This is a genomic window from Halovibrio salipaludis, from assembly GCF_002286965.1.
Classification (GTDB): domain Bacteria; phylum Pseudomonadota; class Gammaproteobacteria; order Pseudomonadales; family Oleiphilaceae; genus Halospina; species Halospina salipaludis.
Window position 1 is genome coordinate 1 of sequence record NZ_NSKD01000015.1, and the last position, 15,767, is coordinate 15,767.

The following is a 15,767-nucleotide window of genomic DNA, read 5'->3' on the forward strand; positions in this document are numbered from 1 at the left end:
GGGGCAGTCAACGTGCGCGTAGTGACGGCTCTCGGAACCGTACTCCACGTGCGAGGTCGCGATCGTGATCCCGCGGTTTTTCTCTTCCGGCGCGTTGTCGATCTGGTCAAACGCACGCGCCTCACCGCCGAACACTTCCGCACTCACGCGCGTCAGCGCCGCCGTCAGCGTCGTCTTGCCATGGTCCACGTGACCAATGGTGCCCACGTTGATGTGCGGCTTATCTCTTTCGAATTTTTCCTTAGACACGATTCACCTCTTCGCTCTGTTCTGTCGTTTCAATCAGTTCTTGTTCATGATCTCTTGCGCGATGCTGGTCGGCGCTTCCCCGTAATTGTGGAACTCCATTACGTAAGAGGCGCGCCCCTGGGTCGCGGAACGCAGGTCCGTCGCATAGCCGAACATCTCGGAAAGCGGTACTTCGGCACGGATCACCTTGCCGGCCGGAGTATCCTCCATGCCCTGGACCAGACCACGGCGACGGTTCAGGTCGCCGACTACGTCCCCCATGAACTCCTCAGGAGTGACAACCTCCACCTTCATAATGGGCTCAAGCAGCGCGGGCGAGGCATCCAGCGCGCCCTGCTTCATCGCCATGGAACCGGCGACCTTGAACGCCATCTCGTTGGAGTCCACATCGTGATACGAGCCATCAAACAGGGTCGCCTTGACACCGAGGATGGGATAGCCGGCGAGAACACCGGTCTGCATCTGCTGCTCGATACCCTGCTGCACGGCGGGAACGTATTCCTTGGGAACCACACCACCAACGATCTTGTTCTCGAACAGGAACGTGGGGGAATCCTCGTCATCCAGAGGCAGCGGCTCCAGCTTGATCCAAACGTGGCCATACTGACCGCGACCACCGGACTGGCGGACGAACTTGCCTTCCACCTCGACCGGCTTGCGGATGCACTCACGGTAGGCCACCTGCGGCTTACCGATGTTCGCCTCAACCTTGAACTCGCGCTTGAGGCGGTCGACGATTACGTCGAGATGGAGCTCGCCCATGCCGGAGATGATGGTCTGACCGGACTCCTCGTCGGTATAGACACGGAAGGACGGATCCTCCTGAGCCAGCTTACCCAGAGCCGTACCCATCTTTTCCTGTTCCGCCTTGGACTTGGGCTCAACCGCAACCGAGATAACCGGTTCCGGGAACTCCATGCGCTCCAGCTCAATCTTGTGCTTCTCATCGCACAGCGTGTCACCGGTGGTGATGTTCTTGAGGCCGATGGCGGCCGCAATATCACCGGAAAACACTTCCTTGATCTCTTCCCGGTCATTGGCGTGCATCTGGACCATCCGGCCCACACGCTCTTTCTTCTGCTTGCTGGCGTTGTAGATGGCAGTGCCGGTTTCCAGCTTGCCGGAGTAGACACGGAAGAACGTCAGCGTGCCCATGAACGGGTCGGTCGCGATCTTGAACGCCAGTGCCGCAAACGGCGCATCGTCATCGGCGGAGCGTGTTTCCTCTGTGCCGTCGTCATCGACCACACCGGTAATCGCTCTGACCTCATCCGGGGCCGGCAGGAATTCCAGAACGTTGTCGAGCAGCGCCTGGATGCCCTTGTTCTTGAATGCCGAGCCACAGGTCGCAAGCACGATGTCATTCTCGAGACAACGGGTACGCAGACCCTGCTTGATCTCGTCATCGCTGAGCTCACCCTTCTCGAGATAGGTATCCATGAGCTCTTCATTGGCCTCGGCAGCCGCCTCGACCATGGCCTCACGCGCCGCCTCTGCTTCTTCCTTGAGTTCGTCCGGGATCTCGGTCTGCTCGTAGGTCATCCCCTGGTCGGCTTCATTCCAGTAGATCGCCTTCATCCGCATGAGGTCGATCACACCCTGGAAATTGTCCTCGGCGCCGATCGGCAGCTGAATCGGGACGGTACTGGAACCCAGCCGCTCGCGGATCTGATCCACGACGCGGGAGAAGTTCGCACCGGCACGGTCCATCTTGTTGACGAAGACCAGCCGCGGAACGTGGTATTTATCCGCCTGGCGCCAGACTGTCTCGGACTGGGGCTCTACGCCGGACGTACCGCAGAAGACCACGACGGCGCCGTCGAGCACCCGCAGGGAACGCTCCACCTCGATGGTGAAATCCACGTGCCCGGGGGTATCGATGATGTTGATCCGGTGCTCATCATACTGCTGGTCCATACCACGCCAGAAGGCGGTTACGGCCGCAGAGGTGATGGTAATCCCGCGCTCCTGTTCCTGGGACATCCAGTCAGTTGTGGATGCACCGTCGTGCGTCTCACCCATCTTGTGGCTGCGACCGGTGTAATACAGGATCCGCTCGGTTGCGGTTGTCTTACCGGCGTCCACGTGGGCGCAGATGCCGATATTGCGGTAACTTTTGATCGGTGTTTTACGTGCCACGTCAGATACCTCGGTCGATTAGAAGCGGTAATGGGAGAAGGCTTTGTTGGCCTCGGCCATACGGTGCACGTCTTCCCGTTTCTTGACCGCGGCACCCTTGCTGCCAGCCGCATCAAGGATCTCGCCCGCGAGGCGCTGAACCATGGACTTTTCGCCCCGCTTGCGGGAGAAATCCACCAGCCAGCGCATGGCCAGCGCCACCTGGCGTGACGGCCTTACCTCAACCGGAACCTGGTAGGTCGCACCACCAACACGGCGGGACTTGACCTCGACCATGGGCTGGATGTTCTCCAGGGCGGTCTCGAAGACTTCGAGCGGCTCCTGGTTGGTCTTTTCCGCAACAATGTCCAGCGCGCCGTACACAATGCGCTCGGCGACTGCTTTCTTGCCATCTTCCATTACATGGTTGATGAACTTGGCCAGGCGCTCGCTGTTGAATTTCGGATCCGGGATGATCTCCCGCTTCGTTGCAATACGTCTTCTTGGCATCGATAAGCCCTCGGATAGAAGTTGTCAGGTCTTCAGGTTACTCCGGAATGATGCGCCCACTGACGCCATCCGGCCTTACTCTTATCGGCATCGACGATCCGTAGCGACCGGCTGCCGGCGATAAAAGAAAGCCTGCTGAATCACTGCTGTTTAAAGCGAAGCCCCGATCAGGACTTCGGACGCTTGGTACCGTACTTGGAACGGCCCTTGCGACGATCCTGCACACCCTGGGTGTCAAGCGTGCCGCGAACGGTGTGATAGCGCACACCCGGCAGGTCCTTGACCCGGCCACCACGGATCAGGACCACACTGTGCTCCTGCAGGTTGTGGCCTTCACCGCCGATGTAGGATGCCACCTCGTAGCCGTTCGTCAGCCGCACACGGCAGACCTTACGAAGGGCCGAGTTCGGCTTCTTCGGGGTCGTGGTGTAGACACGGGTGCACACGCCACGACGCTGCGGGCAGGCCTGCAGCGCCGGTACGTCGGTTTTCGCAGCCCGGCGCTTACGCGGCTTTCGAACCAACTGGTTAATGGTTGCCATCTAGACTAACTCCGGTTTTCAGACGGTTTTCGCCCTGTCTGGGCGGTTCAGCGAGGGCCGCAAGTTTAAGTGCGTGCCCCCTTCCAGTCAAGATAACTGGTTACTTGTTGAGCTCCGCACTCAGTGCCTCGACAACATCGTCGGCGCTGACCTGCTGCTCTGCATCCTCGCGGCGACGGCGGCGCTCCTCGTGGTACGCCAGACCCGTACCCGCCGGAATCAGGCGACCAACCACAACGTTCTCCTTGAGACCGCGCAGGTAGTCCCGCTTGCCGGTCACCGCGCCTTCGGTCAGCACCCGCGTGGTCTCCTGGAAGGAGGCCGCGGAAATGAAGGAGTCGGTTGCCAGCGATGCCTTGGTGATGCCCAACAGTTCACGCTGGAAGGTCGCCGGCATCTTGCCTTCGGCTTCCACCCGCTCGTTCTCTTCCATCACGTGGGTGTACTCAACCTGGTCACCGGCGATGAAGCGGGTGTCACCGGAATCCTGGATCTCAACCTTACGCAGCATCTGCCGGCAGATCACCTCGATGTGCTTGTCGTTCAGGCCTACGCCCTGCAGACGGTACACGTCCTGGATCTCGTTCGTGATGTACTTCGCCAGCTCGGTGATACCCAGCAGCCGCAGGATGTCGTGCGGGTTGGACGGACCATCGGAGATGACCTCGCCCTGCTCCACGGTTTCACCCTCGAAGACGTTCAGCTGACGCCACTTCGGAATCAGCGTCTCGTAGGGATCGCCGTCCTTCGGTGTGATGACCAGGCGCTTCTTGCCCTTGGTTTCCTTGCCGAAGGAGACAACGCCGCTGACCTCGGCCAGGATCGCCGGATCCTTGGGTTTGCGCGCTTCGAACAGGTCCGCGACCCGCGGCAGACCACCGGTGATGTCGCGTGTGCCGGTGGTTTCCTGGGGAATCCGGGCAATGACGTCGCCCATTTCCATGGTGTCGCCTTCACGCAGCGTTACCAGCGCGTTGGCCGGCAGGGAATAATGCGCCGGCGAACCACCCGCCAGGGTGACCGGCTCACCGTTGCCGTCCACCACTTCAACCGCAGGACGCAGATCCTTACCGGATGCAGGCCGGTCGTTGGGATCCATCACCTCAATAGTGGACAGCCCCGTGAGCTCGTCCGTCTGGGTGCGCACCGTGATGTTCTCTTCAATGTTGAGCAGGCGCACCTTGCCCTCGGCTTCGGCGATAACCGGGTGTGTGTGGGGATCCCACTTCGCCGCCACTGTACCGGCTTCGACCTCGGCTCCTTCGTTCACCTCAAGGACCGCGCCATAGGGCAGCTTGTACCACTCACGTTCACGCCCGTGTTCGTCCGCGATCGCCAGAGCGGAGGAACGGGTAACCACCACCTGGGTGCCGTCACTCTTCTCGATGGACTTCAGGTTGTGCAGACGGACCTTGCCACCGTGCTTGACCTGAATGTTGTCCGTAGCGGAAGCCCGGCTTGCCGCACCACCGATATGGAAGGTACGCATCGTCAGCTGGGTACCCGGCTCGCCAATCGACTGGGCGCCCATGACGCCAACGGCTTCGCCCACGTTGACCTGATGCCCGCGCGCCAGATCGCGACCGTAGCACTTCGAGCAGATGCCATACCGCGTGTGACAGGTGATCGCCGAGCGGACCCATACCTCGTCCACGCCGGCACGCTCAACCTTGTCGACCAGCTTCTCGTCCAGCAGGGTTCCGGCCTCGACCACCGGGTTCTTCTTGTCACCCGGGGTGAACACGTCCTTCGCGGTCACACGGCCAAGAACCCGATCGCCCAGCGGCACGACCACGTCACCGCCTTCAACCAGCGGCGTCATCAGGATGCCATCGTCCGTATTGCAATCTTCCTCGGTCACAACCAGATCCTGGGAGACATCCACCAGACGGCGGGTCAGGTAACCGGAGTTGGCCGTCTTGAGGGCCGTATCCGCCAACCCCTTACGGGCACCGTGGGTCGAGATGAAGTACTGCAGTACGTTCAGACCCTCACGGAAGTTGGCCGTGATCGGGGTCTCGATGATCGAACCGTCCGGCTTGGCCATCAGACCGCGCATACCGGAAAGCTGCCGGATCTGCGCGGGAGAGCCCCGGGCGCCCGAGTCGGCCATGATGTAGACCGAGTTGAACGACTCCTGGGTCAGCTCCTCGCCGTTCTCATCCTTCGCCACCTCGCCCTCGGGCGTGATGACCTGCTCCTTGCTCAGGCGGTCCATCATGGCGTTTGAGACCTGGTCGTTGGCCCGAGCCCAGATGTCGATCACCTTGTTGTACTTCTCGCCCTGAGTCAGCAGGCCGGACGCGAACTGCTGCTCGATCTCCATGACCTCGGATTCGGCTTCCTCAATCAGCGTGTACTTCTCGTCTGGGACCTCAAAGTCGTTCACGCCGATGGAACAGCCGGAGACGGTGGAGTAGTGGAAACCGGTGTACATCAGCTGGTCCGCAAAGACCACCGTTTCCTTAAGACCCACTTCGCGGTAACACGCGTTGATCAGCTTCGAAATCTGCTTTTTGGCCATGGCCTGATTGACCAGGCTGAACGGCAGCCCCTCCGGCGTGATGTTGTACAGCATCGCCCGGCCAACAGTGGTGTCCTGAATGCTGGTCTGTACGTGACGCTCACCGGTCTCGTCATCGAGATCAACCTCGGTGACACGCACGCGGACCTTCGCCTGCAGATCCACCTCGCCGGCGCCAAAGGCGCGCTCGACCTCGTCGAGATCACCGAAGATGCGACCTTCACCCGCGGCCCGGAGACGCTCGCGCGTCATGTAGTACAGGCCCAGAACCACGTCCTGGGAAGGCACGATGATGGGCTCGCCGTTGGCCGGCGACAGCACGTTATTGGTGGACATCATCAGTGCCCGCGCCTCGAGCTGGGATTCCAGCGTCAGCGGCAGGTGCACCGCCATCTGGTCACCGTCAAAGTCCGCGTTATAGGGCGCGCAGACCAGCGGGTGAAGCTGGATGGCCTTGCCTTCGATGAGGACCGGCTCAAACGCCTGGATGCCCAGACGGTGCAGCGTCGGTGCCCGGTTCAGCAGGACCGGGTGCTCACGGATGACCTCTTCCAGGATATCCCAGACCAGGCCTTCCTCACGCTCGACCATCTTCTTGGCCGCCTTGATGGTGGTGGCGTGACCACGATGCTCGAGCTTGGAGAAGATGAAGGGCTTGAACAGCTCCAGCGCCATCTTCTTCGGAATACCGCACTGGTGGAGCTTGAGGTACGGACCGACCACGATCACGGAACGACCGGAGTAGTCCACACGCTTGCCCAGCAGGTTCTGGCGGAAACGGCCCTGCTTGCCCTTGATCATGTCCGCGAGGGACTTGAGCGGGCGCTTGTTGGAACCGGTGATGGCCCGGCCACGGCGGCCGTTGTCCAGCAGCGCGTCCACGGATTCCTGCAGCATGCGCTTCTCGTTGCGCACGATGATATCCGGCGCATTGAGCTCAAGCAGACGCTTGAGACGGTTGTTACGGTTGATCACCCGGCGATAGAGATCGTTCAGGTCGGAGGTGGCGAAGCGCCCGCCATCCAGCGGAACCAGCGGACGCAGGTCCGGTGGCAGCACTGGCAGCACTTCCATGATCATCCACTGCGGGTTGTTCCCGGAGTAGTAGAACGCCTCCATCAGCTTCAGGCGCTTCGAGAGCTTCTTGATCTTGGTCTCGGAAGCCGTCTGCGGAATATCTTCTCGCAGCTTCTCAATTTCCTCACCAAGATTGATGTCGCCCAGCAGCTCCTTCACGGCTTCCGCGCCCATGCGGGCATCGAACTCGTCACCGAATTCCTCGAGCGCCTCGTAGTACTGCTCGTCGTTGAGCAACTGGCCACGCTCGAGGGTGGTCATGCCCGGCTCGATGACGATGAAGGATTCGAAGTACAGCACACGCTCGATATCGCGCAGGGTCATATCCAGCAGGAGACCAATGCGCGACGGCAGGGACTTCAGGAACCAGATGTGAGCCACCGGGCTTGCCAGCTCGATATGGCCCATGCGTTCACGGCGAACGCTTGCCAGGGCAACCTCGACACCGCACTTCTCACAGATCACACCACGATGCTTGAGGCGCTTGTACTTGCCGCACAGGCACTCGTAGTCCTTGACCGGCCCGAAGATCTTGGCACAGAACAGCCCGTCACGTTCCGGCTTGAAGGTCCGGTAGTTGATCGTTTCCGGTTTCTTGACTTCCCCAAAGGACCAGGAACGGATCATTTCCGGAGAAGCGAGGCCAATCCGGATCGAATCGAATTCCTGTTTCTGATTCTGGTTTTTCAGCAGGTTGAGCAGGTCTTTCATAATATTGGCTCCGGAGCGTTAATCACTGGCGGTGGCGCTGTGCCACCGCCGTCGCTGCCAAACAGGTTTCGGGTCAGTCCGTCTCGAGATCGATATCGAGGCCGAGCGACCGGATTTCCTTGACCAGAACATTGAAGGATTCGGGCATGCCCGGCTCCATACGATGGTCGCCATCGACAATGTTCTTGTACATCTTGGTGCGGCCGTTCACGTCGTCGGACTTCACGGTCAGCATCTCCTGCAGGGTGTAGGCGGCACCATAGGCCTCCAGGGCCCAGACCTCCATTTCCCCGAAGCGCTGGCCACCGAACTGCGCCTTGCCGCCCAGCGGCTGCTGGGTCACCAGACTGTAGGAACCGGTCGCACGGGCGTGCATCTTGTCCTCAACCAGATGGTTGAGCTTGAGCATGTACATGTAGCCAACGGTGACAGGACGGTCGAAGCCGTCACCGGTGCGGCCATCGAACAGCTTGATCTGGCCGCTGGTATCCATGTCCGCGAGCTCAAGCATCTTCTTGATCTCGGCCTCGTTGGCACCGTCAAACACCGCTGTACCCATGGGCACGCCACCACGCAGGTTGTTGGCCATGGTGATGATCTCGTCGTCACTCAGTTCATCGAGTTTGACTTCCGGTGTGTCGGTGCCGTTATAGACCTCGTCGAGGAACTTCCGGATCTCGCCCACTTTCTTCTGCTGCTCGAGCATGGTGTTGATCTTGTCACCCAGTCCGCGCGCAGCCGCGCCCAGGTGGGTCTCAAGCACCTGCCCGACGTTCATCCGGGAGGGCACACCCAGCGGGTTCAGAACCACATCCACCGGCTCACCCTGCTCATCGAACGGCATGTCCTCGGTCGGCATGATCGCGGAGATCACACCCTTGTTACCGTGGCGCCCGGCCATCTTGTCACCCGCCTGGATGCGACTCTTGACCGCCATATAGACCTTCACGATCTTGAGCACGCCCGGGGCCAGGTCATCACCCTGCTGGATCTTCTCCTTCTTGACCTCAAAGCGCTGCTCCTGGTCCTGGCGCCGCTCTTCGAGCTGCTCCTGGGCGCGTTCCAGGAGGTCATTCAGGGAATCGTCCTGCATGCGCAGCTTGAACCAATCGTCGGAACTGAGCTGGCTGAGGAAATCCGCGCTCAGGGTATCCCCTTTCTTCACACCCGGGCCGGTGATGGCTGTCTGTCCCTCCAGTGCACTGGTCAGACGCTCAAACGTGGCCGTCTCAACGATGCGATACTCTTCCTTCAGGTCCTTCCGGAAGGCATTCAGCTCATCCTGCTCGATGGACAGAGCACGCTGGTCCTTCTCGACACCGTCACGGGTAAAGACCTGGACGTCAATCACGGTACCGCGCTTGCCGGTGGGCATCCGCAGTGAGGTGTCCTTCACGTCGGATGCCTTCTCGCCAAAGATGGCGCGCAGGAGCTTTTCCTCCGGTGTGAGCTGCGTCTCGCCCTTGGGCGTGACCTTGCCGACCAGGATATCGCCGGCATCCACTTCGGCACCGATGTATACGATGCCGGATTCGTCCAGCTTGGACAGCGCCTGCTCACCCACGTTCGGAATATCCGCGCTGATCTCCTCAGAGCCCAGCTTGGTATCGCGGGCCACACAGGTAAGCTCCTGGATGTGGATGGTGGTCAGGCGGTCTTCCTGAGCCACGCGCTCGGAAATGAGGATGGAGTCCTCGAAGTTGTAGCCGTTCCACGGCATGAAGGCGATGCGCATGTTCTGGCCGAGTGCCAGCTCGCCCAGATCCACGGAGGGACCATCGGCCAGCGTATCGCCACGCTCAACCTCATCACCACGGTTCACAATGGGCCGCTGGTTGCTGCAGGTGTTCTGGTTCGAACGGGTGTACTTCACCAGGTTGTAGATATCAACGCCCGCGTCACCGGCACTGGTCTCGTCGTCACGAACACGGACCACGACACGGGAGGCGTCGACGCTTTCGATCACGCCACCACGCTCAGCCGTCACACAGACACCGGAGTCTTTCGCCACGGTGCGTTCCATGCCGGTGCCCACAAGCGGCTTATCCGCGCGCAGGGTGGGAACCGCCTGACGCTGCATGTTGGAACCCATCAGGGCGCGGTTGGCGTCGTCATGCTCCAGGAACGGAATCATCGCGGCGGCAACGGACACCACCTGCCGCGGAGAGACGTCCATGAAGTTGACCTTCTCCGGCGGCATGACGGTGAATTCGTTCTTGTGCCGCACCGTAACCAGCTCATCGGAGAGCTTGCCGCTGTCATCCAGCTTGGCGCTGGCCTGGGCGATGATGTAGTTGCTCTCCTCGATCGCGGACAGATACACGATCTCGTCCGTCACCTGGCCCTCGATAACCTTGCGGTACGGGCTTTCCAGGAAGCCGTACTTGTTGGTCTGGGTATAGGTGGCCAGCGAGTTGATCAGGCCGATGTTCGGACCTTCCGGTGTCTCGATCGGGCAGACACGGCCATAGTGGGTCGGGTGTACGTCCCGGACCTCAAAGCCGGCCCGCTCACGGGTGAGGCCACCCGGGCCAAGTGCCGAAACACGGCGCTTGTGCGTCACCTCGGACAGCGGGTTGTTCTGGTCCATGAACTGCGACAGCTGGCTGGAGCCGAAGAATTCCTTGATCGCCGCACCCACCGGCTTGGCATTGATCAGGTCCTGGGGCATCAGGCCTTCGCTTTCGGCCAGGCTCAGGCGCTCGCGCACCGCGCGCTCAACCCGCACCAGGCCAACACGGAACTGGTTCTCGGCCATCTCACCGACACAGCGGATGCGGCGGTTGCCCAGGTTGTCGATGTCGTCCGTTTCACCCTTACCGTTACGGATGTCCACGAGGGTGCGCAGTACATCCACGATGTCCTGATCATCCAGAACGCCGGAGCCTTCCAGCTCCTCGCGCCCAAGACGACGGTTGAGCTTCATCCGGCCAACGGCGGACAGATCATAGCGCTCTTCCGAGAAGAACAGGTTGTTGAACAGCGTCTCGGCGGATTCCTTCGTCGGCGGCTCACCCGGACGCATCATCCGGTAGATCTCGACCAGCGCTTCCAGCTGGTTGCGCGAGGGGTCAATCCGCAGCGTATCGGAGATGAAGGGGCCACAGTCGAGGTCATTGGTGTAGATGGTGTCGACTGTCTGGATGCCCGCTTCCTCAAGCTTTTCCAGGTGGTCCTCGGTGAGTTCGCTGTTGCACTCGACAATCACCTCACCGGTGCTTTCATCCACGATATCCCGTGCAACCACACGGCCGTGGAGATAGGAACGCGGAACCTCAAGTTCGGTAACGCCCGCTTTCTCGAGCTGGCGGATGTGGCGCGCGGTAATCCGGCGACCACTCTCAACAATGACGTTACCTTCCTTGTCCATGATGTCGAACGTGGCGATGTCGCCACGCAGCCGGCTGGGTACGAGCTCAAGCCGGCAGGATTCCTTGCCGAGCGTGAAGCGGCTGTTGTCGAAGAACAGCTCCAGGATCTGCTCGGAAGTGTATCCCAGCGCGCGCAGCAGAATGGTGGCCGGAAGCTTACGCCGGCGGTCGATGCGCACGAACACAGAATCCCTGGGATCGAATTCGAAGTCCAACCAGGAACCACGATAGGGAATGACCCGGGCGGAATAGAGAAGCTTCCCGGAGGAGTGGGTCTTGCCCTTGTCATGATCAAAGAATACACCGGGCGAACGATGAAGCTGGGAGACAATCACCCGCTCAGTGCCGTTGACCACGAAGGTGCCGTTTTCAGTCATCAGGGGCATTTCGCCCATGTAGACTTCCTGTTCCTTGATGTCCTTAACGGCCTTGTTGGACGATTCCTTGTCATAGATGACCAGGCGCACTTTCACGCGAAGCGGTGCCGCGTAGGTCACCCCCCGAAGCTGACATTCCTTGACGTCAAATGCCGGCTCGCCGAGCCGATAGCTGACATACTCCAGTGCTGCATTCCCCGAGTAGCTGGTAATCGGGAAAACGGACTGAAACGCGGCATGCAAGCCCGTGTTCTTGCGATTGTCCGCGTCGGATTCAAGCTGCAGAAAATCCCGGTAGGAGTCGATCTGCGTTGCAAGCAGAAACGGAACATCCATGACGGACGGCAACTTGCCAAACTCTTTGCGGATTCGCTTTTTCTCGGTGTAGGAGTAAGTCATCTGCATTCCCCAGCTTCGGACTCAATAACTGGTGTACCCGGCCTGCGAACAGTCAGCCGGGATGGGTCCCGGGTCGGGCCCGGGCACCCGGATCCTGGATCCGGGTGACCTGCATATAACGCGAAAAGGCCGGCGGCATACGCCACCAGCCAATTCGCGGTTCAGCGCTCTGGACGGCTATGGAAGCCGTTATTTGAGCTCAACAGTGGCGCCTGCTTCCTCAAGCTTCGCCTTGGCGTCGTCCGCCTCTTCCTTGCTGGCGCCTTCCTTGACGTTGCCCGGTGCGCCGTCAACCAGAGCTTTCGCTTCTTTCAGGCCGAGACCTGTCAGTTCGCGAACAACCTTGATTACGTTGACCTTCTTCTCACCGCCAGACGTCAGGACGATGTCGAATTCGGTCTGCTCTTCCGCAGCACCGCCTTCGTCACCACCACCAGCCGCAGCCGGAGCTGCTGCAACAGCAGCCTGAGCGGAAACGCCGAATTTCTCTTCCATCGCTTCCACGAGCTCAACTACTTCCATGACGCTCATTTCAGCGATTGCATTAAGGATATCGTCTTTAGACAGAGCCATGACTATTCTCCAGATTCAAAAATGATAAAAAACCAATCAGGCTGCTTCTTTCTTCTGGTCACGAACTGCAGCTACCGCGCGGGTAACCTTGGACGGAACCTCGTTGAAGGTCCGTGCCAGCTTGGTGATCGGAGCCTGGATTGTGCCCGCCAGCTGCGACAGCGCTTCGTCACGCGTCGGAAGCTTGGCCAGACGATCAATCTGCTCGCCACCCAGCAGCTCGCCACCTACGGCCAGTGCCTTGATTTCAAAGTTGTCGTTTTCCTTGGAAAAATCCTTGAGCAGGCGCGCAGCCGCACCCGGATCCTCCATGGAAAATGCAAACAGGGTCGGGCCGGCGAGGACCTCGCTCACGCACTCAAAGTCGGTTCCCTGGACAGCACGCTTGGCGAGTGTGTTACGAACCACCCGCAGATAAACGTTCTGTTCACGGGCCTTGGCGCGCAATGCGGTCATATCGCCGGAGTCCACACCCCGGTAGTCCGCAAGGACAACAGACAAAGCACCACTGGCAGCCTCGTTGACTTCGGCGACAATCGCCTTTTTGCCTTCGAGTTGGATTGCCACTGGTTTTACTCCTCAGGTTGTGCCGGCAGAACCGGCGATCAACTCACGCCCCTGAGGGCGCCCTTACGGTGTCTTTGTTCGGAGAGAACGTCTTACACCGTCTGCGCAGGCATTGCTTTAACCCCTGTACCGGATGGCTTCGGGGACCTGCGGTCTTTGACAGCCCGGCTCACGCCCAGACTACAAAGCTTGCTACGGGCACCGCTTGCGGCGCCCGGTATTCTGCAACCTGTCAGATGGACAGTGTTGACTGATCAATGGTGAGCCCTGGCCCCATGGTGGAGGACAGCGTCACCTTCTTGAGATAGATACCCTTGGCCGTGGAGGGCTTGAGCTTCTTCAGATCGCCCAGAAGCGCTTCCACGTTTTCACGGATCGCCTGGGCATCGAAGCCGACGTTGCCAACGCCGCAGTGCACAATACCCTTCTTGTCAGTCCGGAACCGGACCTGACCGGCCTTGGCGTTGCCAACAGCGGTCTCCACGTCGGCGGTCACGGTGCCAACCTTGGGGTTGGGCATCAGACCGCGCGGACCAAGGATCTGACCCAGCTGGCCGACAACACGCATGGCGTCAGGCGTCGCGATGACCACGTCAAAGTTGAGGTCGCCGCCCTTGATCTGTTCCGCCAGATCATCCATGCCGACCACATCGGCACCGGCTTCAGTCGCCTTGTCCGCGTTCTCGCCCTGGGCGAAAACGGCGATCCGAACGCTCTTGCCCGTGCCATTGGGAAGGACAGTGGAACCACGCACCACCTGGTCGGATTTCCGGGCATCAACGCCCAGATTCACAGCCAGATCGACGGATTCCTGAAAATTCGTATACTGATCAAGATCCTTCAGGATATCGACCGCCTCATCCACGCTGTAGACGCGGGTACGATCAACCTTTTCGCGGATCAGCTTCTGGCGCTTGCTCAGTTTTGCCATCTCAGAGCCCCTCCACATTCAGGCCCATACTGCGTGCCGTGCCTGCAATGGTACGCACTGCAGCGTCCATATCAGCGGCCGTCAGATCGGGCTCTTTGGCTTTCACGATCTCTTCCAGCTGTTCCCGGGTCACCTTGCCCACCTTGTCGGTATTGGGCTTGCCCGAGCCGGTAGAGATGCCTGCTGCCTTCTTGAGCAACACCGGCGCCGGCGGCGTCTTGGTGACAAAGGTGAAGCTGCGGTCACTATAGACCGTGATGACCACCGGTGTCGGCAGTCCGGGCTCCATGTCCTGCGTTTCGGCGTTGAACGCCTTGCAGAACTCCATGATGTTCAGGCCGTGCTGACCCAGAGCCGGACCCACGGGGGGACTCGGATTGGCCTTGCCCGCGGCGACCTGCAGCTTGATGTAAGCTTCGATTTTCTTAGCCACGATAACCTCCTGATGGGTTCAAACGCCTTACTGGCTCCCCGTTGAGACAGAAAGGCACGTGGCACCTCACAGGCCCACGTGCCCTTCTCCGGATGGCCTTCAGTCCTTCTCGACCTGGCCAAATTCCAGTTCGACCGGCGTGGACCGGCCGAAAATCAGAACCGCTACTTTGACACGGCTCTTGTCGTAGTCGACTTCCTCGACCACGCCATTGAAGTCCGCAAACGGACCCTCGATGACACGGACAATCTCGCCCGGCTCAAACAGGGTCTTGGGCTTGGGCTGCTCGGCGCCGGTTTCAACGCGTTGAAGGATGGCGTCCGCCTCCTTCTCGCTGATCGGCGCTGGCTTGTCCGGCGTGCCGCCGATGAAGCCCATAACCCTGGGGGTACTCTTGACCAGATGCCAGGTTTCGTCGGTCATCTCCATCTGGACCAGCACGTATCCCGGGTAGAACTTGCGCTCACTCTTGCGTTTCTTGCCCTCACGCATTTCGACGACCTCTTCGGTGGGCACCAGAATCTCACCGAAAAGATCGTCCATGTTGTTGAGCTGCACCCGTTCCCTGAGGGACCGCATGACATGCTTTTCGAAGCCGGAATAGGCGTGAATCACGTACCAGCGTTTCGCCATGTGCCGCTCTCTGTTAACCGATCAAACTTGAGACAATCCACGCCACCAGAGAATCCATCCCCCACAGGATCAATGCCACCAGCAGTACAAAGCCAAGCACAATGGCTGTTGTCTGAAGGAGCTCCTGCCGGGTCGGCCAGACCACCTTGCGGATCTCGACCTTGGCCTCTCTCATAACCCGGGCCAGCTGACGCCCCTTTCCCGTCTGCAGCGCAACAGCGCCGGCAACAAGCGCCAGCGCCACCAATGCCAGTGTACGGTAAAGAAGGGACTCGCCCCCGTAGTAATGGTTGCCGGCTACACCTGCCGCCACCAAAGCAACAACGACGACCCACTTTGCGGTGTCAAAGCGGGTCGTCGCCTCTCTGGAACTGGATTCCATAGGGTTCAACTTTGTGGGTGCCGAAATAAATGGCAGGCCAGGAGGGGATCGAACCCCCAACCTGCGGTTTTGGAGACCGCTGCTCTGCCAATTGAGCTACTGGCCTGCACCGAAACTTTTTATTACTCGATAATCTTGGTCACCACGCCTGCGCCGACAGTCCGGCCGCCTTCGCGTACCGCAAAGCGCAGCCCGTCTTCCATCGCGATCGGCGCGATCAGCGTGGCTACCAGCTTCACGTTATCACCCGGCATCACCATCTCGACGCCTTCCGGCAGCTCGCAGGTGCCGGTCACGTCCGTGGTCCGGAAGTAGAACTGCGGGCGATAGCCGGTGAAGAACGGCGTATGACGACCGCCCTCGTCCTTGC

13 protein-coding genes and 1 tRNA gene are annotated in these 15,767 nt (G+C 60.1%); all 14 read right to left on the reverse strand.

Features of this window, described 5'->3' with window-relative positions; genetic code table 11:
• Window positions 1-249, reverse strand: a 249-nt coding sequence (locus CK501_RS16370) for a GTP-binding protein (RefSeq protein ID WP_233128931.1), incomplete at its 3' end; no start/stop codon positions are given.
• A 33-nt stretch (window positions 250-282) separates the two neighbouring features.
• Window positions 283-2,388, reverse strand: coding sequence for an elongation factor G (fusA, locus tag CK501_RS16375; protein ID WP_095618800.1), 2,106 nt, complete (start codon window positions 2,386-2,388; stop codon window positions 283-285).
• Window positions 2,389-2,406: 18 nt separating this feature from the next.
• The gene (rpsG, locus tag CK501_RS16380) at window positions 2,407-2,877 is read right to left on the reverse strand and encodes a 30S ribosomal protein S7 (RefSeq protein ID WP_095618801.1); all 471 of its coding nucleotides are present in this window, start codon (window positions 2,875-2,877) and stop codon (window positions 2,407-2,409) included.
• Window positions 2,878-3,044: 167 nt separating this feature from the next.
• Window positions 3,045-3,419 carry a 30S ribosomal protein S12 gene (gene rpsL / locus CK501_RS16385; RefSeq protein WP_077529293.1) on the reverse strand — a complete coding sequence of 125 codons (375 nt, stop codon included), beginning with the start codon at window positions 3,417-3,419 and terminating at the stop codon, window positions 3,045-3,047.
• A 100-nt stretch (window positions 3,420-3,519) separates the two neighbouring features.
• The gene (gene rpoC, locus CK501_RS16390; protein ID WP_095618802.1) at window positions 3,520-7,731 is read right to left on the reverse strand and encodes a DNA-directed RNA polymerase subunit beta'; all 4,212 of its coding nucleotides are present in this window, start codon (window positions 7,729-7,731) and stop codon (window positions 3,520-3,522) included.
• A gap of 73 nt (window positions 7,732-7,804) precedes the next feature.
• The gene (gene rpoB / locus CK501_RS16395; protein ID WP_095618805.1) at window positions 7,805-11,878 is read right to left on the reverse strand and encodes a DNA-directed RNA polymerase subunit beta; all 4,074 of its coding nucleotides are present in this window, start codon (window positions 11,876-11,878) and stop codon (window positions 7,805-7,807) included.
• 189 nt (window positions 11,879-12,067) lie between these two features.
• The gene (gene rplL / locus CK501_RS16400; RefSeq protein ID WP_095618803.1) at window positions 12,068-12,451 is read right to left on the reverse strand and encodes a 50S ribosomal protein L7/L12; all 384 of its coding nucleotides are present in this window, start codon (window positions 12,449-12,451) and stop codon (window positions 12,068-12,070) included.
• Between the two features lie 36 nt (window positions 12,452-12,487).
• Window positions 12,488-13,018: a 50S ribosomal protein L10 gene (gene rplJ, locus CK501_RS16405; RefSeq protein ID WP_077529296.1), complete on the reverse strand. Its 531-nt coding sequence runs from the start codon at window positions 13,016-13,018 to the stop codon at window positions 12,488-12,490.
• Window positions 13,019-13,250: 232 nt separating this feature from the next.
• Entirely contained in the window at window positions 13,251-13,949 is a 699-nt protein-coding gene (rplA, locus tag CK501_RS16410; RefSeq protein ID WP_095618804.1) for a 50S ribosomal protein L1, read from the reverse strand.
• Window position 13,950: 1 nt separating this feature from the next.
• Window positions 13,951-14,382, reverse strand: a complete 432-nt coding sequence (gene rplK, locus CK501_RS16415) for a 50S ribosomal protein L11 (RefSeq protein ID WP_077529298.1) — start codon at window positions 14,380-14,382, stop codon at window positions 13,951-13,953.
• A 99-nt stretch (window positions 14,383-14,481) separates the two neighbouring features.
• Complete coding sequence (gene nusG, locus CK501_RS16420) at window positions 14,482-15,015, reverse strand: transcription termination/antitermination protein NusG (RefSeq protein ID WP_077529299.1); 534 nt, start codon at window positions 15,013-15,015, stop codon at window positions 14,482-14,484.
• Between the two features lie 13 nt (window positions 15,016-15,028).
• On the reverse strand, window positions 15,029-15,397 hold the full coding sequence (secE, locus tag CK501_RS16425) for a preprotein translocase subunit SecE (protein WP_077529300.1): 369 nt from the start codon (window positions 15,395-15,397) through the stop codon (window positions 15,029-15,031).
• Between the two features lie 30 nt (window positions 15,398-15,427).
• Window positions 15,428-15,503: transfer RNA gene (locus tag CK501_RS16430), tRNA-Trp, on the reverse strand.
• A gap of 16 nt (window positions 15,504-15,519) precedes the next feature.
• A partial coding sequence (locus CK501_RS16435) for an EF-Tu C-terminal domain-related protein (protein WP_095618744.1) occupies window positions 15,520-15,767 on the reverse strand: 248 nt, incomplete at its 5' end.